Origin of the sequence: Labrenzia sp. C1B70 (assembly GCF_000475395.1) — a bacterium.
Lineage (GTDB): Bacteria > Pseudomonadota > Alphaproteobacteria > Rhizobiales > Stappiaceae > Roseibium > Roseibium algicola.
In genome coordinates this window covers 722103-742703 of record NZ_AXCE01000062.1, presented here as the reverse complement: position 1 = coordinate 742703, position 20601 = coordinate 722103, and the positions used below count along the sequence as shown (strand labels likewise).

Here is a 20601-nt window from a genome sequence, read left to right as displayed (position 1 = left end):
AACTTTGCATTCCGGAACTCTTGAGCGCGATTGAGTCTCAGGCCTCACTACGTGCAAGTCGGATTCGTTCTTCCAGTTGGTGAACCGCCTCTTCAAAGGAGATCTCCCGAACAGGATCGTATTCCAGGTAATGGCTGTAGTCGAAATAAAGTGCAGCAAAGACTGCTTCCAGGGATACCGGGTGACGTCGGTTCAATCTCACCGGGTTTCGCTCAACGGTTAAACCCCAGCCTCCATAGAATGGAACACCGAAAGTGTGGACCTCACAGCCAGCAAGAATAGCTTCGAACCCCAGTTGACTGGATACGCAATAGACCTTGGCACAGGCCTCCAGAAGCGGCCAGGGATTGATCGCTTCCGGTGTTAAACGCAACCGACCTTCATTCAGGGCCTTGGCGCAATTCTCATCCACTTGCGCGAGAGCCTGAAGGACTTCATGCGTGAAATGCCCGGCCTTGCGCCCGATCATCGTTTCCGGGTGAACCTTGATCAGAATCTCTGCTTCACGGTTCTCCTGAATGGCGACTTGCAGCATCTGGCGGAAAGTTTCATCTTTTGCAAATGCCCCCGGTATCGACGCGTCGCCAACGGTTTGATCAATAACAAGTACCCGTTCCCTGCGGTCGGAAGATTGCAAACGAAGCTCTGAAATGTCCGAGAAATCGAAACTGTTGTATTTCGAGAGCCGCTTGGACCGGATCATGTCGATGGCATCGTGGATCTCTTGCGTCCGCATGGGCTTTGCAAAACGCCGACGAACAAAACACTCCAGATCACTTGGCTGGCGGGCATCGTAATAGATACCAGTTCGATCAACGACCAGGGAGATCGGCTTTTCCTGGTTGCCAGGTCTGACGGATCTCAAAAATCCATCCTCGAAAGCCACATAAGGAAGATGATGTTTAGCCGCCAAATCTCGAGCGCGCTGCGCAGTCGGCTTGTGCCCCCAACCGGCGACGGTGTCTAAACCTTGGCCGGAAATATGCACACGGCGCGGCTTGTGACGGGAAATTAATTCTATTGCGGACCTCAGAATCCATAGTCCAGATGTATTGATGACGATTTTCGTCAAAAGGGTGTTCCAGGATTGTTGCGAAGGAGTGTACTAAGCCGTTTATTTAACTAACAAGCTTCGTAGCATAGCTGCAGACCAATGCAGCTTTCATTTGCCGGTCTTCTAGTCAATTTTTTAGTTTTACATATAATGTTCACAGCCAAATTTAATGGCATGTTTTTTGTTCACAAAGTACCTCACCCATGTTAAGTCGCTTGTTATATGCCCCCATCAATTATCCAATGGAAAGTCTCATGCTTGATCGCTTTTTGTCGCAAAGGCTGCGGTACAAAGAGGGTAGAACCATACACCCAAACCGCGAGAAAAAGAATTCTGTACAAGAAAAAGGCAGAAAAGACGTTATTCGAAAGTTCAAGAATGATATATATAGGTTTGAAGAACGGCCGTGCTCCTCTTGCAGCTCGTCTGAATTTGATAAAATTTCAGACGTAGACAGACATGGTCTATACTTCCCTATGTCCATATGTCGCTCATGTGGCTTGGTTCAGGCAAATCCAGTTCTTCGAAAAGAAGACTATATTGATTTTTATGCTAATCATTATCGCAATCTCTATTCGGCACGAACAGGTTTTCCTAGCGCTGAAAAGCTATTGAGTCAAAGCGAGCGAAACGATTCACAAGCTCGTCGCCTCTTAAAGAATGAATACCTGGCAAAATTGGCATCGGAAAACCGTACTTTGCTTGACATTGGCTGTGGCGGCGGAAACTTTACATTGAGCTGGGCTCGACATAACTTCAAGGCAATCGGTTATGACTATAATGAAGAATATCAGATTGTTGGTCGGGAGTTGGGTGCAGACTTAAGAATTGGCGGGCTAGAAGACGCGCTCAAAGAACACGAGCCAGACGTTATTTTTTACAATCATGTGATGGAGCATGTTCGCGATATCGAACTTGAGCTCAAACTTGCATGGGAAGGCCTCAAAGAAGGTGGTTGCTTGGTAATAGTGGTGCCTGGTTTAAGAAGAATTCGAAGTACCTACTGGGGTGATTTAAGGGACTTCTTCCAAATGGCTCATGTCTTCAACTTTACAAAAGAGACCTTGCAATCAATTGTTGAAGCAGTGGGATTTTCTACACTTCATGTGGACGGTCACATAAGGGGAATTTTTCTAAAAACTAAACACAACAAAAATCCTTTTAAGACGGATTGGCAGCATTATGAAGACACTTTCCGTTTCTTAAGAAACACAGAGAGAGACTATTTCCATGAGGAAAAAATCTATGCTCGTCCGAAGTAATCTTCTCTATAGTTTGGACAATTCTTGATATGCAAAATGGGCGAGCGCAAAATCTGAAAGTTGCAGTGCTCACAGCTTTTGATTCGCACGAAAAACTCGCAGCAGCTCTTGTTCATGCGTGCCCAAATACGTCCGAAGTAAACTGGTTTTATAGCAGCTCTGCACTAAATCGGATGCATGATGAACAGGTCGCAGAACTGCACGAAAGAAGACATTTTGAGAAGTTTGACTTCGAAAAATCCTGTTTTTCTTCCATCGCCTCGCGTCACGATGTCTTTATCGTCAGCTTACCGGGTCGAGATGTAGAGAAATCTATAAGTCTGATACGTGAAATACAATATGAGCAAAAATTTGATCAAAAAATAATCGTTAGCGGTTTCGCAGGTCTTTTATATTCCAATCGTTACGGCGCGTTGGAAACCAGATTGGGCTCAGATATTATCTGCGTGAACAGTGAAAATGACTATCAAGATTTCAGAGATTATTTAATAAAATCCAATAGAGAATTGTATATCGATTCTTTGGTACGTACTGGGTTTGTAATCGCCGATAAATCACTATCTGATAATTTAAATTGCGAATTTTCACCCGACAACAAACCCCATTCAATACTTTTTGCCGAGCAACCGGATGTGCCAAACGCAATTTATGAACGTCAATATGTTGCTGAACAGCTAATAGCGCTGGCTGAAAAAAATCCTGACTTGAATATAGTGATAAAGCCACGCCTAAAAAAAGGTTATGCGACTTTCCATAAATCCTTGAAATCTATCGCGGAAATTATACAACAAAGTATTGGCCCAATTCCGAAAAATATAAAAATAGATTATTCCAATATAAACGACTTAATATTAAACACTGACTTGGTGTGCAGTATCAGCTCTACTGCAATTGTTGAAGGTGTTCTATCCGGAAAATTTGTCGCGTGTATTTCTGATTTTGGGTTGCGCGAACCATACGGCACCCATGCATTCGTGGGATCAGGCTTTTTAACCAGAATAGTCAATTTAACAAACCTAATGGAGCCTAACAGAAATTGGATAGAAATGAATTGTGGTTTTCAGTCGAAGCCGTCTGAGGTTGTTAAACAACGCATTCAAAACCTATTGACCAATGCGCCTTTAAATTTCCCCCCTTTGAGATTAGTGGACGCAACCTACAATCCTCCCCTATTTAACAAACGACATGAGAAAGACACTTACAAAAAGTCGCGCAACTTAGGATCTGGGTCTAAATTATCATGGTGGACAATCAAATTGAGTTATTTGGAAAGGCAATTAGAAAAACTTGGAAAAAAATATTCAAAATATTTAAGAAACGCAAAGTAAAACTACTACAACTACCCATTGAGCATCAAATCAACGACGAAGAAGCTGCGTATAGATGGGTAGTTGAACAGTATCAGAGAAAACTTTGGGTTACCTCGCGTTCCGATATTGCAACACTAGTCGGTAAATACAAACTTCTTGTTAGAGTTGAAAACGCTCCAAGTTCTCTGCTCCAACAAGAAGACTTTCAATCTATGATTAATTTTTTAAACATCAGATTAGGAATCTTTACGGAGAGAGTAGTAAAGAAAAATAGAGAAATTATCTTAAGAAGAATAGAAAAATCACAGAACCCCAGTTTGACATCAGAACTTATCCAGTTTTGGTGGACTAACAGTGGAGTTTCTCCTGAATTGGTGAGCTTGGTCAAGGCATTCGCAAAATCAGCCAATACTGAACGCTGCCAACTGCTCTCTAGTGCAATTCTGGAGGAAGCAGGATTTCGAAAAGATGCCACAAAAATTTTGTCGCAATACGCAGAACATTTAGAGGATAAGCTGAATCAATATCAATATCTAGGTTTATACGCCTTAGCTTATGATTATGGTTTGGTCGAACGTACACCGAAAATTGAACTGGGAAAGAAATTATTTCAACGTACCCTCGATGATCAATCAAAAGTTTCAGAAATTATTTCAGATGCAAACTCTATCGCGATCGTAGGTAATGATCCAAGTATACTCGGATCTGGAATGGGAAAACTCATTGACAGCAAAGAATGTGTAATAAGATTTAACAATTTCTCAACTGAAAAACAGTTTGAAATTGACTCTGGTTCAAAAACCAATTTCTGGGCGAAAGCGCCGGGCTTTGACGACATTAGACGAAGAAGTGTAAAAAATTTCAGTGGGACAATAGTATGTGGTGGCGATGTTCGCAGTAAAAGCATACGTGGCCTTGACGCACTATCTCCAATCTACGATTCTGCTCTTTTGGCGAGCTATCCACATGAATATTACGTTGAATTGGTCAAACTTTTAAACGCTTGGCCAAGTACGGGGCTTTGCGTGATCTATTGGATATACAAGATCCGTGGAAAAATATCGCGAAAAGAACTTTTTGGCTTTAATGCGTTCAACAATAAAAATACTGGCAACGAAAGATATTTCGACGATTTTTCAAGAAATGCGCCGTTTTATAGACACCACTGGGACAAAGAGCGTGTATTAATACAACGTCTTACAGAAGAATTTTAGTACATTTCTCGGAAATTTTTTCTTTTTCGGATGGTGCCGTTCTATTCTTCAAATCCATGCCTTTCATATTTTATCTACCGAAATATTCGGATGTCCGAAGTGACTACGGTTTATCGGAAAACGTCATCTTATTTGGAGTGTATCCGATATAGTCATTCCAACAAGCGTTTTGAAATGGTTCACTTCAAACAATACCCCCAGCTAATAAGGTTCACTTTCTGCCTGTAGCTTTCTGCTTAAGAGTGGAGATCAATGTTTGCACAATATTACGCTTGCTCTTAAATGCTCGAGAAAGATAGAATTTCGTGCCTTTAGCCAATAAATCATTTCTAAACGAAGTTGACCCTTCACAGTTTCTCGCAGTAAGGGTTTGAGGGAAATGGTTTTTCTCCGCTCTGTCCAACGCTTCCGCGATAAGTTGATTGATAGACTGACCAGGATCAAAGGCGAATTCCTCACGCCATTTACTGTTTACATGGAATGGTTTTTCAAAGTCTAATTGTTCAAAACTTCTGAGCAGTCCTGAACCATAGAAATACTGTAGCCCGTAGTCGTCATGGGCACCAAAATCGGAAATCAAGGTAGTCGGAACACCCGCATTTATCGCCTCCACCGCGACTGTCGAAGAAATCGTCAAGCAGTGAGATGCCTTGGCAAGTAATCTCGGAGCGCGTTCCTCTGTCAGTCTTATATTTCTCGGGACCTCGTCATTTTCCTTGCCAACTTCTCGAAAAAGACTGTCAATAGAGTGCCATGTCCGATGTAAGGTTGCCTTACTACCAACGGCTCGTGCCTTGATGAGGAATGTCTTCTGCGGAAAGCGTTTGGCTAGGGCAAATAATTGCTCAACCAAAAACTTTCGCTCATGGTAGTAGCGCGGAATAATAGCTTGCTCGAAGAATACTATAGGACCCGTTTCATCTGCGTCCGGCTTTCTATCAATCCTTTCCAGCAAAGAGGCATTGCCGAACAGCCGGGCATTGGAACTAACATGGCCGAAGGCATCACACATTGCGGTGTAAGCTTCGACGTCCTTCTTGCAATTTAGCCACAAAAGATCTGCAGGCGCACGCATAGAAAAGCCGTCATAAGCATAGCGCAACACAAGGCCGGGATAGATACAGATCACCAGTGGCCGCGCATTGCCGAGATCTTCCAAATAGTGGAACAAGTGGCGCGTAGACATCCCCTCAAGACACGACAAAACAATATCATAGGGCTTGATTGCGCCGCTTTGACACAGGTCTTTAATTGTGATGGCTGGAATGGAGTTGATGAAACCCATTTCCATAATCTGTTCGGCACTGATCTGTTTCTTTTTGCGTGCGCTGACAAGAGCGAAGTCCACCGATGCTCCCTGCACTTCGAAGTGTGGTGCTATCAGCCGAACCGTATTGAGGAAAGAATCGAATCCCGCAAGTGCAAGCACACGCATTAGCTTTACTCCACGAGGCCGCCAGCGATCAGATAGTCGCACATTTCTCTAACCGCACCTCTTCCGCCATCAGCATTCAAGACATGGTTGGCCACATCCAGCGCACCAGGATGAGCGTCTGCAGGCGCAAATGACAGGCCACAAGTGCGCATGCAGTCAATGTCATTTACGTCATTTCCAATGTATACGATATCCTGCCACTCAAGCCCTTGCTGCTTACGCCAAGCGTTCAGAACGGAAAGTTTGTCATCAATCTGGTTCATCACCGGTATTTTCAGTTTGGCAGCTCTCGCCCTTACGACAGGATTGGTTTCCTTCGAAAGGATCAGCAACTTGATGTCTCGCTTACGCAGGAGCTCCAGACCAAGGCCATCCCTCCGACTGCAAGTGACCGACTCGCGGCCATCCTGATCCAACGTCACCCGATCATCGGTATGAACGCCGTCGAAGTCGGTAATAACGGCTTTTATCCTAGCGCATCCGATATTCGGCACAACGCGTCGAGATTTGGCGTTCAGGAAGGCCTCGACCACGTCCCAGTCTTCCTGGCTGTCAATCTCAACCGTTGGACCGTCGACCGGGACCATCACCACAGGTCCACAGAAACGCTCTTTTTTCTCCAGAAAAGACGGCACATGCATGGCATAAATCGCGCCGTTTTCGCGGTAACGCGGTTTCATGTCTTGCCGGCGCTGGCGAGGCTTGCTGTGGTCGTGTGTAATGCCCTGAGCAAAGCCATCTTCACCCTCCTGCCATATGAAGCCATGATCCTCAACAACAGAAAGCGCTGCTTTCGCGCCTTTGCTGACCATATTCTCCACGACCAGATCGATGTCTTCAGGACGCGTGAAAGCCGACGTGCATTGCAGGAAAACAAGATAATCAGGCAACGCCCTCCCCTGTGCCTGCAAATGTTCAAGCGCATGCAGGAGCGCAGCCTCGGAACTTGAAGTACTATTGCTTAAAGCATCTGGACGCCGAATAATGGTTGCACCAGCTTCGTGAGATAGTTTTAGTATTTCTTCATCGTTGCTTGTGACAAAAACCTCATTCACCGCTTTCGCCTGCAGTGCAGTTTGGATTGTACGCACGACAAGCGGAACGCCTAATAGAGGACGTATGTTTTTGCCGGGGAGGCCTACTGACCCACCCCGGGCTGGAATAACTGCGACGACATCCATCTGAGTTAAGACACCTGCCGAATGTTCGCCCCATGCTTTTCTTCACGCCACTTCAGCTTATCGCGCTGCACCTTCTCGACGTCCAAAAGATCTGATTTCTTGAACTCAAGGGCCTTGGCAACATTTCGCAAGTCTCGGCACATGCGACGCAATCCGTCCGGTTCGAGACTGGCGGCGTGGTCGGTGCCTTTCCAGGTACGATCAAGTGTGAAATGGCGCTCGATATACTCGAATTTGCCTTTGCCGAAACGATCGTATCCAGCGGCACCAATGGCCATTGCGGCAACATCCGCTGCGATTCCGAGATGGTGGCCAGAAAATCCTATAGATTTAACGCGATCGCCGTATTTTTCCTGAAGCGTGTTGATTTCCATCAAACAAAGATCTTCAAAAGCAACTGGATACCCTGATGTGCATGCATAGACCACAAGATCCTTGGCGCGACCGTGCTTTTCGTAGAAGGCAATAACCTTTTCGATTTCATCACGTGTGGTCATGCCCGTTGAGACGTGGATCTCACCGTCGTAGTTCTTGCAAAGATACTCCTGGAGTACATAGTGCTGGTTGGTTGCCGATGGCAGCTTGATAAAGTTGGGTCTCAGCGACGCAATTTCCTGAGCAGACGTCAGATCCCAAACTGAAGTCGAGTAGTCAATACCGGCCAACCGGCACTCTTCCTGCAACTCCTTGTGCTGGCCTACAGAGAACTCAAGATACTCACGATGTTCTCCGTATGTTGCTCCATAGGCATTTTCCGGCACCGGATGCGGGGTTACATATTCTTCTGCCGTCAAAAGTTCGCGATTGTGACGTTTCTGAAACTTCGCCACGTCTGCACCACAGATCTTGCTTGCTACCTGGATCAATTCCTTGGCGATGTCCATATCGCCCTTATGATTGCAGCCAATTTCTGCAATGACTTTCACTTCAACCATCTTCTTACCTTTTCGGCCAAATTTGAACTCTGGATAGCTTCCAACAGGAGTGTGTTCAGCTAAGTTCTGTTCCAAAACCTTTTGCCGCTCTATTCCCATATCCCTATAGTCAGGACAAGGGCTGAGCAGGGATTTCTTCTCAGGAAATGCGCACCGGTCTAACTCGTTACCAAGTCACAAGATCAGATTGGTGGTCAGTCGACTACCGTTTTTGCTTTATGATAGCATGCCCACGACTTCACCAAAAGCAACATCAACTTAATTCGGCATTCAATATGTCTTGAAATCGCGTGTATTTGGTAAGCACATTGTTAGATCAAGTTCTGTCCCGAACGTTGTAATACATCATTACCGCCACAGACCACGTTCCAGCTAACAAAAGGAATGCGGCAAGTGAATATAGCAAACGGTGCGGATACTGTGCGTCTTCTGAAAGGGTCGGCTGGATGAATGTCGCAAGGTAAAGATGTTTACCGTCGGCCTCCTGACGAGCAGTTTCCAAGCTGGCAAGGGACGTTACATAGAGTTGCTGTGCAAATTCTTCTTCCAATGCGAGTTCCGAATAATCCGCAAGACGGAAGGAAAGTGCTGTCCTGTTCGTACCAGAAGTACCGGAAGGCGATGTGCCGGAGCCAAGACGTTCCCGCGCACTTGAAATCTGGCCTTCCAGGGCCTCGATTTGCTGGTTCAGCAGCCTGATGCGCGGTGAGTCCTCGTCCAGGTAACTCATCAGGGACTTTTTTTCTGCTTCCCGGTTTGCGCGCTGCTGATCCAGTCCGGCAATCATTTCCGCAGCAAGCTTTGCATTTTCCTCCGGACTGACTTCCTGAGTCTCATTCCTGTAGGCAAGCATTTGCTTGCGAATAGCTTTCAGACGGGCCTCGGCGCGCGCAACGCTTTCTTCTGCGAAGCGTACAGTTTCCCGCCTGTTTGCCTCGGAAAGCTGGTTGACCAGTATTTCGCTGCGCTTCAGGACTGCCTTGGCGATCTCGACCGAATCCTCAGGCCGGAAGCTGCGCACTTCAACCTGAATGACACCGGAGGTCGCATCAAAACTGACGTCAACCATGTCGTTCCAGTAGCTCAAGCGGTCTTCGACCGGCAGGTCGCGGCCCATGCTGAACAGAAAATCCGAAGATTCGCGATTGAAGATGGTCTGCAAATCCAGATTGTCCGGAAGGTCCTCCAGCACGGATTGGCTTTGAAGATAGTCTGTGACGATATAGCTATTGGAGGTCGCGGACTCCCCACCGGCATTTCCCATTACCATGCCAAGAACTTCAGTCGCCGCGACGGGCTGGGAACTGCGGACGGCAAATGCCGTCATGCTGTGATACTGGTCGCTGGCCCAGAAGAACATATAGGCAGAAAACGCTGCGGCTGGCATCGCAACAAACAGCATGAACCCTAACAGGATCATCCTGTGTCGCATTTTGGTCGCGGATTTCGCAGTCGTTCCCGGCAACGCCAGATCTAAAAGCTTCTGCGGATCGAGGCCGGACTTTTTCAGCCTCGTTATGAGTTTGCCGTCCTTCGATTTGGACTTGGCAACGGCAGCTCCTTTTTTCGACGGAAGATTGAACACCGTTCCCTGACTAATCTCGTCAGTTTTTTTTCCAGGGATTTTTTCGACAGCAGACATGTTCAATCAAACCTTCAAGTATTCAGAGACCGGCCTATCGGCGTGCCATGTTGTCATTATGCATATTAATTGCATCGTCAATATTGTTAAAATAAGTTAAGTTTCCATCTTCTAACACAATTCCAGTCGTACAGTATTCTTTTAGTGCCCCATTCGAGTGCGATACCATGATGATGTCAGAATGCTGTAGCTTTTCCTCAAAAACCCGTTTGCACTTTTTCTTGAAGTTCGAATCGCCGACAGCGGTGATTTCGTCAACCAGGTAATAATCAAAATCAATCCCCATGCTGACGCCAAAGGCCAGCCGCGCCTTCATCCCGGAGGAATAGCTTTTCACAGGCATGTAGTAGGATTTTCCAAGTTCTGCAAAATCTTGTACATAGTCAATTAACTCATCCGTATCATGCCCGTAGATACGCGCTACGAAACGCACATTCTGCTCGCCGGTCAGGGTTCCGTTAAAACTGCCCTGAAACCCCAACGGAAAAGAGACATTCGACAAGCGAATAATCCTTCCGGATGTCGGCTTGATTGTACCTGCAATGAGCCTCAGAAGTGTGGATTTACCGGCGCCGTTGCGGCCAAGCAAACCAATGCTGTTGCCCCTGGGCACCGTAAACGACACATCCCTTGCGATGTAGCGCATCTCTCCCTTGAGCTTGAACCGCTTGGTCATTCGATCGAGCCGGATCATTTCGGCTCTCGCAATTTTGCATCGTAAAGCCAGACAAGAAAAAGACCGAAAACGATCGAAAATACAGCGAGGCTAACAATGTAAGTCATGTCGACAAACGATGCTCGGTAGGTTGGATAAAACCCGGTACGGAACAATCCAATAATATGAACAAGTGGGTTCCACATCAGCCATTCCCTGAAAGGGTGAGGAATTGAATCGGGCAGAAAAAACACTCCGGAAACAATGAAAGCTGGCCGGTTGATAATTCCCCAGATTTGCTGGTAGGTACTGCTTAGGTGGAACCAGACAATGTTAGAGGCCCCTACGCCAGCGCCGAGTGTTATCGCTATTGCCGCAGCGAGAAAAATCGGGCCTAGGTCAATACGCTCAAACGGTACAAACAGATACAGCCCACCGAAGAGAAGCGCATTGACAACAAACAGAGTGGCAATCTGCAAAAAAACTCGACTCAAAATCGTATCATATGGCCTTACGACTGGATAATTTAGAAGAGCCCGGTTTGCCTCAACTGCAGAACTCACCTGATCCGAAGTTGATCGATACATGTAGAATGCTGCGTATCCGGTTGCGAAAAACAGCGGAAAGCTTCGCCCAAGCGGCGGAACATGCGCAATTGCGGAAAACACCATCGTCATGATCGCGATGTACAAAACCGGATCCAGAACCGCCCACATGTAACCGCCGAACTTGTTTCCGTAGCGGGTGGTCATTTCGCGAACGACCAGCGCAAACGTGATCGCGAATTGGCGTTTCAGGCCCTGGCGCAAAGGTTCTGAGTGCATACTGTCAATCTGCAGTTATTGATCTCTGTTGACGCGTTCGTTGAATGCCAACCGGTTGTCTTGACTAGACCTTTAGACAGTTCATGTCCATCTTCTGACAATGCGTATCATAACGGAATTTCGCGCAGCAACATAGTGTCACGATGCCACAATGATTTCAAAGGCGGGATGATTTGTACAAACTGGAAGTGCGAATGCCTGCTGCCTGAGACTGCGACCAACTCCGAGCGCGACCACCGAACCGACGAAATTCATAGTGTGCGGTGTGGGTATTTCGACCCGGTAGCAATGTCTTGAAGACAAACTCCTGGCATCAACGCCATAATTTTCATTGAGCAATTCACCTTTCTCCAGATGGCACCTGCGAGCCGAAGGTTGGAGCCGCAACGGATGCCGGATCGAATGCCTTAAGAACAGCCAGTTTCCGCTTGCGTTTTCGTTTGTTCCCGCCTATCCCGCACAGCCATTTCACTTTTGCAGGATTGCCGTATTCGGAGTGCCCCTACGCACTCCTGCGTCGGTTTCGAATGAGCCAAGGCCATTTAATTGCAAAACGGCGTCTGTACAAATCGCTGCGACATAAAGGGACTTTGCCATGAAACAGACCATCGGACTTGATTTCGGCACCTCCAACACGGTCGCGGTTTCGGCGCAGGGTGTGGGCGCGACTGCGCCGATCAGCTTTGTTGATGGCAATGACAGCTTCACATCGCTTCCAACTGTTCTCAGTTTTCTAGACCGGGGGCCGGCCAAGGCGCTGAATGCGGAGGTCGGGCCCTGGGCAATCCGGCAGTTTCTGGAGAGCTTTGGCGATGTGCGGTTCATCCAGTCGCTGAAGACGTTTGCGGCGAGCCGCGTTTTCAAGGGGACCGGAGTTTTTGGGGTCCGGTTCGAGTTTGAAGATCTGATGGCAACGTTTCTGCAGCGGGCTTTCGAGCGGGCCGGGGCTGCGTTTGATCCCGCGGCAACCCGGCTCGTTGTTGGCCGGCCGGTGGAGTTTGCCGGCCACAATCCGGATGAAGACCTGGCGATGGAGCGGTATCGCAAGGCGTTTCAGAAGGTTGGTTTTGAAGACATCCTCTTTGTTATGGAACCTGTCGGGGCGGCCTTTTCCTACGCGCAATCGCTGGAACAGGATACGACCATCCTGGTTGCCGACCTTGGCGGTGGCACGACCGACTATTCGATCATGCGATTCGAAACCGAAGCCGGGCACCTGAAAGCGACGCCGCTTGGCCGAGGCGGGGTCGGTATTGCCGGTGACACGTTCGACTACCGCATCATCGACAATGTGGTGCTGCCGAAGCTCGGCAAGGGCACCGCCTACCAGAGCATGGGCAAGATCCTGGAGATCCCGCCCAACCTCTTTTCCAACTTCGCCCGCTGGCACATGCTGTCGATTTTCAAGACCTCAGACGATTTCAAGGAAATGAAAAAACTGCTGCGCTACTGCGTGGAACCGGAGAAGATCGAGCTTTTCATCGATCTGGTGGAAGAAGACCAGGGCTACCCGCTTTACAAATCCGTCTCGGAAACCAAGGCCCTGCTGTCGTCTTCAGACGAGGCGGAGCTGACCTTTGCCCCGCTCGGTTCGGACTTCCGGGCAACTGTGAAACGTGCGGACTTCGACGGTTGGATTGCGCCGGACCTGAAGAAGATGGACCTGGCGCTGGATGTCACGCTGGAAAAGGCCGGTTTGAGCGAAGCCGACATCGACCGGGTATTCATGACCGGCGGCACCTCCTTCGTGCCTGCCGTGCGCCGCCAGTTTGCGGAGCGCTTCGGCCAGGAGCGGATTTCCGGAGGCAACGAGCTGACGTCGGTTGCCAACGGCCTTGCCCTGATCGGGGCGCGCACGGACGCGGCCGATTGGGCGCTTGCCGCCTGAGTTCGCCTGCCCGGATCCGGCGGAACGAGCCTGACCGACGGAAATCAAAAGTTCAAACGGCCCTCCCCGTCAGAAACCCGGCGGCACCTGAAGCCACAGTGATACGTCGACGGTGTCTCCGGCTGCGATCTTCTCTTTCTTGCGCACGGCCGACTTGACCGGCAACAGGAAGGAGCCGGACGCCTTGTCCGGCCAGATGGTGGTGCTCCATTCGGCCTCGCCGATCCGCGCCTTTACCTTGATCATGCCCCAGGCGCCACCTTTACGGCTTCCTGTGAAAAACCGGATCTGATCGGCGCAGGCCAGCGATAACGTCACGAAGGTCCAGCCGCCTGGACCGGCGGACAGCCATAGTTTGCCGGTAAAATCCAGCCGGTCGAGCATGAAGTTGCAGCCTCTATCCTGCCAAGCCTGTGTCGTGTCGCTTCCGTCTGGCAGGATTGAGCGACGTCAGTCAATCAGATTGATATCCGCCATCAGGTCTCCTGCCGTTTCCTGAAGTGCGTCGCTCAGGCTCGCAGGGTCCAGTCCACCTGGCAGACGCAGGTCGGCAGATGCCTTGAACAGGGCCTCTCCCTGCATCGAGCCAGAGACGACTTCCGTTTCCAGATGCTCGATGCTGACACCCTTTTCGGAAAGAACACGGGTGATATCCCGCAAGATGCCCGGGTGGTCCTGGGAGACGAGATCAAGATGAGCGGAAGCGCCTTCCGGCAGCTCTGCACCGGTCTGGTCGGAGCGCAGCGTGATATCGATGCCATCGGCAGAAAGAGCTTGCAGCTTTTCCACCAGTTCGTCCGCATGCAGCCCCTCGATCGCGATGCGCACGATGCCTGCAAATTCGCCGCCGAGGCGGGCCATGGAGCTTTCGATCCAGTTGCCGCCGGTGCCGGCGATGATTTCCGCCATCCGCTCGACCAGGCCTGGCCGGTCCTTTGCAATGACCGTGAAAACAAGATGAGTTTGCATGATGCCCCGCTTGCGCATTGGAACTCGACCATCCTACTAGACAGCCTCAACGTGCTGAAAACAAGACTGCAAAATCTCATCTCCAGCTGTGGCCGTTGCGGCAGACAACCGTCATAATGGTGAAATTGATCGGGTTTCCCTTCAGGCTTTCTTGCCGATCCGCATTCCGTTTCAATTCATTCTGAAAATCAGGTTTCCCCATGAAGCAGACAGAACCCCGCCGCGTCGACAAATTCTGGCTCACGCTCATCGAACGACCGGCGGTTTTTCTGGTTCTGGTGCTGATCGGGCTTGGCATGTTGCCTGTTGCCGTGTGGATGGACCTGCGCGCCATTTCAGATGCCTCCCTGCGCTCGCAGGCGGTTGACCTGGACCAGGCCATCGGCAAGATCCGGACCTATTACGCGCAAAACGTGATCGCCCGGGTTCAACAGGCGCCGGGCGACATCACCCCGACACACGAATATCACGAAACGCCAGGCGGCATTCCGATCCCCGCCACGCTCTCCATCGAGCTTGGGGAAGTGATCGGCGGCAACGACCATAATCTGCAATACCGGTTCGTGTCGGATCTGCCGTTCATGGAGCGCGGGTCACACAACCTGACACCTTTCGAGATCAAGGCACTGAACGATTTCAGACAAAGCCGTGATCCTGCAGACCTGGAGATTGCCTACGAAGGATCGATCTTCGACCGAAAGATCCAGATCGCCTCCCCCGTCATGATGGGCGAGGCCTGCGTTTCCTGCCATAACAGCCACCCCGAAAGTCCCAAGACCGACTGGAAGACGGGCGACGTGCGCGGTATTCAGGCGATCACCATCAGCCAACCCATTGCCGCAAACCTCTGGTCGTTCAAATACCTGCTGCTTTATTTCGGCTGTGCAGGGGCGATCGGTGCTGCGGTCACTGCCCTGCAATGGCACCAGGCAACGCGGTTTCACCGGATGAACGTCAATCTGGAGCACGCGAATACGGAAATCGCGCATCTCAACAAGCAGCTGACGTCCGAAAACCTGCGGCTGGGAGCGGAAATTGAAGTCGCAAGGCAGATCCAGATGATGGTGCTGCCGACCAAGGATGAGCTTGGCGGCATTCATGAACTGGAAATCGCGGCATTCATGGAACCGGCGGACGAAGTTGGCGGCGACTATTACGACGTGCTGCAGTTGGACAACAAGGTGAAGATCGGCATTGGCGACGTGACCGGTCATGGCCTGGAAAGCGGCGTTCTGATGCTGATGGTTCAGTCCATCGCCGTCGCCCTGCAGGAACGCGGGCCGTCAGATCCGCGCCAGTTCCTGGTTGCACTCAACAGCGCCATCTGCCGCAACCTGAAGCGCACCCGGACCGACAAGCACCTGACGCTGTCCTTCCTCGATTTCGAACCGAACAAGGTAACCTTGTCGGGCCAGCACGAAGAACTGATCATTCTGCGCGACAACGGCCAATGCGACATCGTCGATACGGTCGATCTCGGCTTCCCCATCGGCCTCGATGAAGACATCGAACCGTTCATCGAAACCAGGGAACTGGCTTTCGGTCCCGGAGATCTCATCATTCTCTATACGGATGGCGTGACCGAAGCGGAAAATCCTGACGGTGTGCTGTATGGGCTGGACCGCTTGGTCGCAAGTGCCCAGCGCCACGCGGCACCAAAGGCCGGGCGGGTGCTGGAAGGCATCCTGGCGGACCTCAAGGCCCATATCGACACACAATCCGTGCATGACGACATTACGCTGATGGTGATCAGGCATAAGTAAGCAGGCAGCATTGGCCGCAGCTTGCTGCCGCACACTGCGATCAAAATTTTGGAGGCGTGTCACCCCGAATAAGCGCAGCGCCCATCCGGGGTAACAGCAATGTTGAGGACCCTACAGTGGCCTCGTCAGACGCCTCTCACCTCGTCATCCGATGGCCTTTCTCAGAACCGGCACGCGTTTGACAACAAGATAGTCCAGCGCCAGCACGCTCAATAGCGTGATGCCGACCAGCGGAAAGGCCAGGGAGACGGCCAGCATCAGGATCATCGCGCCGCGCCAATGCGGCAGGTCGTCCGGCATTTTCGGCGCAAAAACCCGAAGGGCTGAGCCTTTCGGCCGTCGCAGCCACCACATGACCAGCCCGCTCAGGCACAGGAAAATCACCGACAGGCAGAATAGGGTGTTGAGCACCACGTTCCAGAGCCCCATGTCGCCTTCATGAAAGGCAATGCCGATGGCCATGCCCTTGGCCGGCAGGGAATAATCCGCAAAACCGACATCAGCCAGGATCCGTCCGGTGTACTGATCGATATGCACCGTGCGGTCGACCATCGGGTTCTCTGTGTCGTTGCTCATGGAATCCTGGTTGATGGTCCAGACACCGGTTTCATTGCCGGGAAGGTTCACCCGGAACCGCCCTTCAAAGCCGTTTTTCCGGCCGAACGCTGCAATACTGTCCAGATCAATCGGCGTTCCGGCAGCAATCGCGTCGGTGCCAGCAACAGAGCCGGACATCGGCATGCTTGTCTGTTCCAGCCCCCAGGGAACGTCCTTTATCGAGCCATGGTTCATCGAGGCGTGGGTGTCGTCGGACAGAGGCACGTTCGACCATTTTTCGGCTGGAAAGGTGCTCCAGGCCTGAACGAATTTCTCGCCCCAGACACCGGCCCAGGAGAGACCACTGACCAGGAAGACCAGCAGTATGAGAGAAACATAGGCGCCGATCACCTTGTGCAGGCTCTTCCAGAGCGCACGACCATTTGCGCGAAGATCCGGCACAAGAGCATTTCCACTGCCTGCCCGTGGCCACCACAGATAAAGACCGGTCACGATCAGCACGATGGCAAGGCCGGCCGCGATTTCGATCAGACGATCACCAAGATCGCCGATCAGCAGCGTACCGTGAATGTCGTTCAGCAAGTCATACCAGCCGTCACGCCGGATCCAGCTCTCAACGACCGAGCCCGAATAAGGATCAACTGCCACCATGTAATTGGTGCCAGCGTCGTTGACGCGGAAGACATTGGCTCCGTCGGCGGTCTTGGCGCCGATCCATTCCACCAGGCTCGCGCCCTGCCCGCGCGTTGCCAGCGCAGCATCGGCCTGCTGCGACAGCGCCACTGGTTCGCCGGCAACTGCAACCTTGATGTATTCCCCATCACGGCCATCAAGAATGGAAATATACATCATCGAAAGGCCGGTGACGGCCAGCATGATCAGAAACGGCACAACATAAAGACCGGCGTAAAAGTGCCAACGCCAGGCAGCCAGATAAAATCGGCTGGGGGTGGACGCATATACAGCGTCCGAAGGGATGTTGCTCATGGGATCTCCACACCCGAGTGCGTCCGTTCGGCAAAAGCCGGACAGACCTCGGGTTCAAAACGAGTTCAGATAAGGTTCGGAAAGATCACGCGTTGAGCGGCGGTGCGCGGGCAAAGTTCCGACCGCGCGGAATGCTGGAAGCCCAGACCTTTGCAGGTAAAGAAACCGGTTGGCGAGAGATCTCTTCCTGCACGAAAAGGAAAGGCACCCTGTCAGGCGCAGCAAACGCACCGACACCGGCAAAGACGCAATGGCGGGAGGCCTTTTCCGCAGGGCTTTCCTCATCGGAACCAGGCGGTATTTCTGCACCGTTCGCATCCAGCGTAACAGTGCGAAGGCCCTCGGTGGTACACAGCGTGACGGTAAAACCGCCATCCGCGCGCACGTCCGGCATGTACCCCTTGGGCACAAGCGCCGTGACCAGAAACGGCAGCAGAAGCAGTAGCCTGGCTGCCGCCATAAGGTCCGGATGTTTTCGCCGGAAGTTTTCCACGCCCCACTTACCCCGAATCGCGACAGGTTGATCACTAATCCAAAGGGATGACAAAGACAAACCGGTTCTTTTCGGGGAGCCGCAAGACGCAACGATTGCCGGTTTCAGGCCATGGCTGCCTCGTGCCAATGGATGTCGCTTTCATGCTTGATCCGCTATGGCCACTCCCCTAAGGTGCGCCCACCTGACGGCGTCCCGTGGAGGGACTGAAAGCCATTCCGGATGAGGTTGACCCAAGCAGGGGACCAAGGCCGGAGCTGTCCAAGGCATCTGCAGATCAACCGGCTCCGCCGGCTTTTGCGCGTGTTTGCTTTCATTCTTCCCGACGCCTGTTGCCACGCTGCCGATCCGGCATCAGCCACTGGGGAGAGACATGATCAGACGGACCATCCTTGCAGGCCTTGCCGCCGCGCTGCCTACCTCCGCCTTCGCCCATGGGGGCCATCTTGGCGAACTCGCCGGTCATTCCCACTGGGTCGGGGTCGCAGCCCTTGCCGGTGCCGCGCTCGTCGCCGGCATCATCGCCCTCAAAGACAAGAAGCAGAAAAAAGCCGAAGACGCGCCTGAAGCCCGTCCGGAAGACGACGAGACTGCCGGAGAAGCTGCTCAATGAGCGAAAAACTCGGACTGATGATCTGCGGCCATGGCAGCCGCAACAAGGGTGCCGTAAAGCAATTTGCACAGCTGGCGGAAGGCCTGACGGCCCGCTTCCCCGATTGGCCCGTGGAATACGGATATCTGGAATTCGCCAACCCGGTCATTCATGACGGACTGAACAAGCTGCGCGAGGCCGGCTGCACCCGCGTTCTGGCCGTGCCGGGCATGCTGTTTGCCGCTGGCCACGCCAAGAACGACATTCCCTCGGTCCTGAACACCTATCAGGCCATGCATCCGGAGATGACGATCTCCTATGGCCGCGAACTGGCCGTCGACACACGCATGGTGAAAGCCGCCGCTGCCCGTGTTCAGGAAGCGATCGACGCTGCCGACAGCGACGTGCCGCTGCACGAGACCCTGCTGATGGTGGTCGGGCGCGGCGCTTCCGATCCGGACGCGAACTCCAACGTCTCCAAGATTACGCGCATGCTTTGGGAAGGCTTCGGTTTCGGCTGGGCGGAAACCTGCTACTCCGGCGTCACCTTCCCCCTGGTCGGACCCGGTCTCGAACATGCGGCAAAGCTCGGCTACAAGCGCGTCATCGTGTTCCCCTATTTCCTGTTCACCGGTGTACTGGTGCAGCGGATCTATTCGACCACGGACGAAGTTGCCGCCAAACATCCGGAAATCGAATTCCTGAAAGCCGGTTATCTGAACGACCACCCGCAGGTGATCGACACGATGGCCGATCGGGTGCAGGAGATCCTGCAGGGCGCAAATCTGATGAACTGCCAGATGTGCAAGTACCGCGAACAGGTCCTTGGCTTCGAAGCCGAAGTGGGTCTGGCCCAGGAAAGCCACCACCATCACGTGGAAGGCCTCGGCGCGGAAGCAGAATGCAAGCTGTGTGACGAGATCTGCACCGGAGCCTGCGAAAAGCAGGTGCAGGCGGGTGGTCATCATCACCACGACCATGGTCATCATCATCACGATCACTCCCATGACCATGGGCATGATCACGCGCATCATCATGGCCACTCTCATGATCATTCGCACGAGCATGGGCATGGGCATAGCCACGGGCACGGGCATGATCACGATCATCACCACCACCCCTACCCGCACGCAGACCATCCGCACGGCCCCCGGTCGTTGAACCGCGGAGACTGAGGCTGCCGTGAGCACCGAAACCAAGCCGTCCTACGACTATGAAAAGGACCCGGCGGCGATTTACCGCCAGTCCTTTTCAATCGTGCGGTCGGAAGCAGAATTGTCTCATCTACCCGACGGGCTGAAACCGGTCGCGGTGCGTCTGATCCACGCCTGCGGCATGACAGACCTTCCGCAGGATCTTGCCTGGTCGGAGGATATCCTGTCTGCCGCGCAGGATGCCTTCGCGCGGGCCGCACCCGTCTTTTGCGATGTGGAGATGGTGGTGCATGGCGTCATTCGCTCACGACTTCCGGCTGACTGCGACGTGGTTTGCACCTTGAACGATCCCGCGGTTCCGACCCTTGCCAAAGAGCTCGGCACGACCCGCTCGGCTGCCGCGGTGGAGCTCTGGCGCGACAGGCTGGAGGGAGCCATCGTTGCGGTTGGCAATGCACCGACGGCCCTCTTCCATCTACTTGAAATGATTGCCGCCGGCGGACCGAAACCGGCGCTGGTTCTGGGGTTCCCGGTCGGGTTTGTGGGCGCCGCGGAATCCAAGGAGGCTCTGATCTCCAATCCGTTCAAGGTACCCTTCCTTGCTGTTCGCGGCCGCAGGGGTGGATCGGCCATGGCTGCCGCCGCAGTCAACGCTCTTGCCGCCGGCCTGCCGGAGGAAACGTAA

18 protein-coding genes and 2 pseudogenes are annotated in these 20601 nt (G+C 52.0%); 9 read left to right on the top strand and 11 right to left on the bottom strand.

The window, feature by feature from the left end; all coding sequences use genetic code 11:
* Window positions 1-37: 37 nt before the first annotated feature.
* Entirely contained in the window at window positions 38-1072 is a 1035-nt protein-coding gene (locus tag Q666_RS64215) for a hypothetical protein (protein ID WP_081713400.1), read from the bottom strand.
* 236 nt (window positions 1073-1308) lie between these two features.
* Here Q666_RS64215 and Q666_RS65795 point away from each other — a divergent pair, with 236 nt between their 5' ends.
* The 3 genes from Q666_RS65795 to Q666_RS65790 all read left to right on the top strand — a co-directional run bounded on the left by Q666_RS65795 (window position 1309) and on the right by Q666_RS65790 (window position 4840).
* On the top strand, window positions 1309-2316 hold the full coding sequence (locus tag Q666_RS65795; RefSeq protein WP_161633263.1) for a class I SAM-dependent methyltransferase: 1008 nt from the start codon (window positions 1309-1311) through the stop codon (window positions 2314-2316).
* Window positions 2317-2381: 65 nt separating this feature from the next.
* Window positions 2382-3644: a DUF6716 putative glycosyltransferase gene (locus Q666_RS66140; protein ID WP_161633301.1), complete on the top strand. Its 1263-nt coding sequence runs from the start codon at window positions 2382-2384 to the stop codon at window positions 3642-3644.
* Window positions 3557-4840, top strand: a complete 1284-nt coding sequence (locus Q666_RS65790) for a glycosyltransferase family 29 protein (protein WP_081713398.1) — start codon at window positions 3557-3559, stop codon at window positions 4838-4840. Before Q666_RS66140 ends, Q666_RS65790 begins: the two co-directional genes overlap by 88 nt.
* A gap of 211 nt (window positions 4841-5051) precedes the next feature.
* Here the strand turns inward: Q666_RS65790 and Q666_RS64205 are convergent, their stop codons facing one another.
* The 6 genes from Q666_RS64205 to Q666_RS64185 form a co-directional block, all read right to left on the bottom strand.
* A complete protein-coding gene (locus Q666_RS64205) occupies window positions 5052-6275 on the bottom strand; it encodes a DUF6716 putative glycosyltransferase (protein ID WP_023001599.1) in 1224 nt (407 codons plus the stop codon).
* Between the two features lie 5 nt (window positions 6276-6280).
* Entirely contained in the window at window positions 6281-7456 is a 1176-nt protein-coding gene (locus Q666_RS0134375; RefSeq protein ID WP_031285208.1) for an N-acylneuraminate cytidylyltransferase, read from the bottom strand.
* A gap of 5 nt (window positions 7457-7461) precedes the next feature.
* Window positions 7462-8490: an N-acetylneuraminate synthase family protein gene (locus Q666_RS64200; protein WP_286133858.1), complete on the bottom strand. Its 1029-nt coding sequence runs from the start codon at window positions 8488-8490 to the stop codon at window positions 7462-7464.
* A gap of 217 nt (window positions 8491-8707) precedes the next feature.
* Complete coding sequence (locus Q666_RS64195; RefSeq protein WP_152536368.1) at window positions 8708-9976, bottom strand: RkpR, polysaccharide export protein; 1269 nt, start codon at window positions 9974-9976, stop codon at window positions 8708-8710.
* A 91-nt stretch (window positions 9977-10067) separates the two neighbouring features.
* A complete protein-coding gene (locus tag Q666_RS64190) occupies window positions 10068-10727 on the bottom strand; it encodes an ABC transporter ATP-binding protein (RefSeq protein WP_023001603.1) in 660 nt (219 codons plus the stop codon).
* Entirely contained in the window at window positions 10724-11512 is a 789-nt protein-coding gene (locus tag Q666_RS64185) for an ABC transporter permease (protein WP_023001604.1), read from the bottom strand. The genes Q666_RS64190 and Q666_RS64185 overlap by 4 nt, the downstream gene beginning before the upstream one ends.
* Window positions 11513-12107: 595 nt before the next feature.
* Between Q666_RS64185 and Q666_RS64180 the strand changes: the two genes are divergently transcribed.
* Window positions 12108-13400: an Hsp70 family protein gene (locus Q666_RS64180; protein ID WP_023001605.1), complete on the top strand. Its 1293-nt coding sequence runs from the start codon at window positions 12108-12110 to the stop codon at window positions 13398-13400.
* A 69-nt stretch (window positions 13401-13469) separates the two neighbouring features.
* On the opposite strand, the gene Q666_RS64175 is transcribed toward Q666_RS64180, so the two are convergent.
* Window positions 13470-13784 (bottom strand): DUF1905 domain-containing protein, encoded by a 315-nt coding sequence (locus Q666_RS64175; RefSeq protein WP_023001606.1) that lies wholly within the window; start codon window positions 13782-13784, stop codon window positions 13470-13472.
* Window positions 13785-13850: 66 nt separating this feature from the next.
* Window positions 13851-14369 carry an ACT domain-containing protein gene (locus Q666_RS64170; protein WP_031269595.1) on the bottom strand — a complete coding sequence of 173 codons (519 nt, stop codon included), beginning with the start codon at window positions 14367-14369 and terminating at the stop codon, window positions 13851-13853.
* Between the two features lie 200 nt (window positions 14370-14569).
* Between Q666_RS64170 and Q666_RS66895 the strand changes: the two are divergent.
* Together Q666_RS66895 and Q666_RS65310 are read left to right on the top strand one after the other, a co-directional pair.
* Window positions 14570-15184: pseudogene (locus Q666_RS66895) on the top strand (DUF3365 domain-containing protein); the annotation flags it as partial.
* Window positions 15185-15328: 144 nt separating this feature from the next.
* Window positions 15329-16132, top strand: a pseudogene (locus tag Q666_RS65310) (PP2C family protein-serine/threonine phosphatase); the annotation flags it as partial.
* A gap of 144 nt (window positions 16133-16276) precedes the next feature.
* Here Q666_RS65310 and Q666_RS64160 read toward each other — a convergent pair.
* Window positions 16277-17677 carry a PepSY domain-containing protein gene (locus tag Q666_RS64160; protein WP_023001610.1) on the bottom strand — a complete coding sequence of 467 codons (1401 nt, stop codon included), beginning with the start codon at window positions 17675-17677 and terminating at the stop codon, window positions 16277-16279.
* Between the two features lie 85 nt (window positions 17678-17762).
* A complete protein-coding gene (locus Q666_RS0134370) occupies window positions 17763-18170 on the bottom strand; it encodes a DUF2946 family protein (RefSeq protein WP_152533470.1) in 408 nt (135 codons plus the stop codon).
* A 373-nt stretch (window positions 18171-18543) separates the two neighbouring features.
* On the opposite strand from Q666_RS0134370, the gene Q666_RS0134365 reads away from it, so the two are divergent.
* From Q666_RS0134365 to Q666_RS64150, 3 genes are read left to right on the top strand one after another with little or no spacing between them, the layout of a single operon-like run.
* The gene (locus tag Q666_RS0134365; RefSeq protein WP_031269597.1) at window positions 18544-18783 is read left to right on the top strand and encodes a DUF6732 family protein; all 240 of its coding nucleotides are present in this window, start codon (window positions 18544-18546) and stop codon (window positions 18781-18783) included.
* Window positions 18780-19937, top strand: coding sequence for a sirohydrochlorin chelatase (locus tag Q666_RS64155; protein ID WP_023001613.1), 1158 nt, complete (start codon window positions 18780-18782; stop codon window positions 19935-19937). The genes Q666_RS0134365 and Q666_RS64155 overlap by 4 nt, the downstream gene beginning before the upstream one ends.
* A 7-nt stretch (window positions 19938-19944) precedes the next feature.
* Complete coding sequence (locus tag Q666_RS64150; RefSeq protein WP_023001614.1) at window positions 19945-20601, top strand: precorrin-8X methylmutase; 657 nt, start codon at window positions 19945-19947, stop codon at window positions 20599-20601.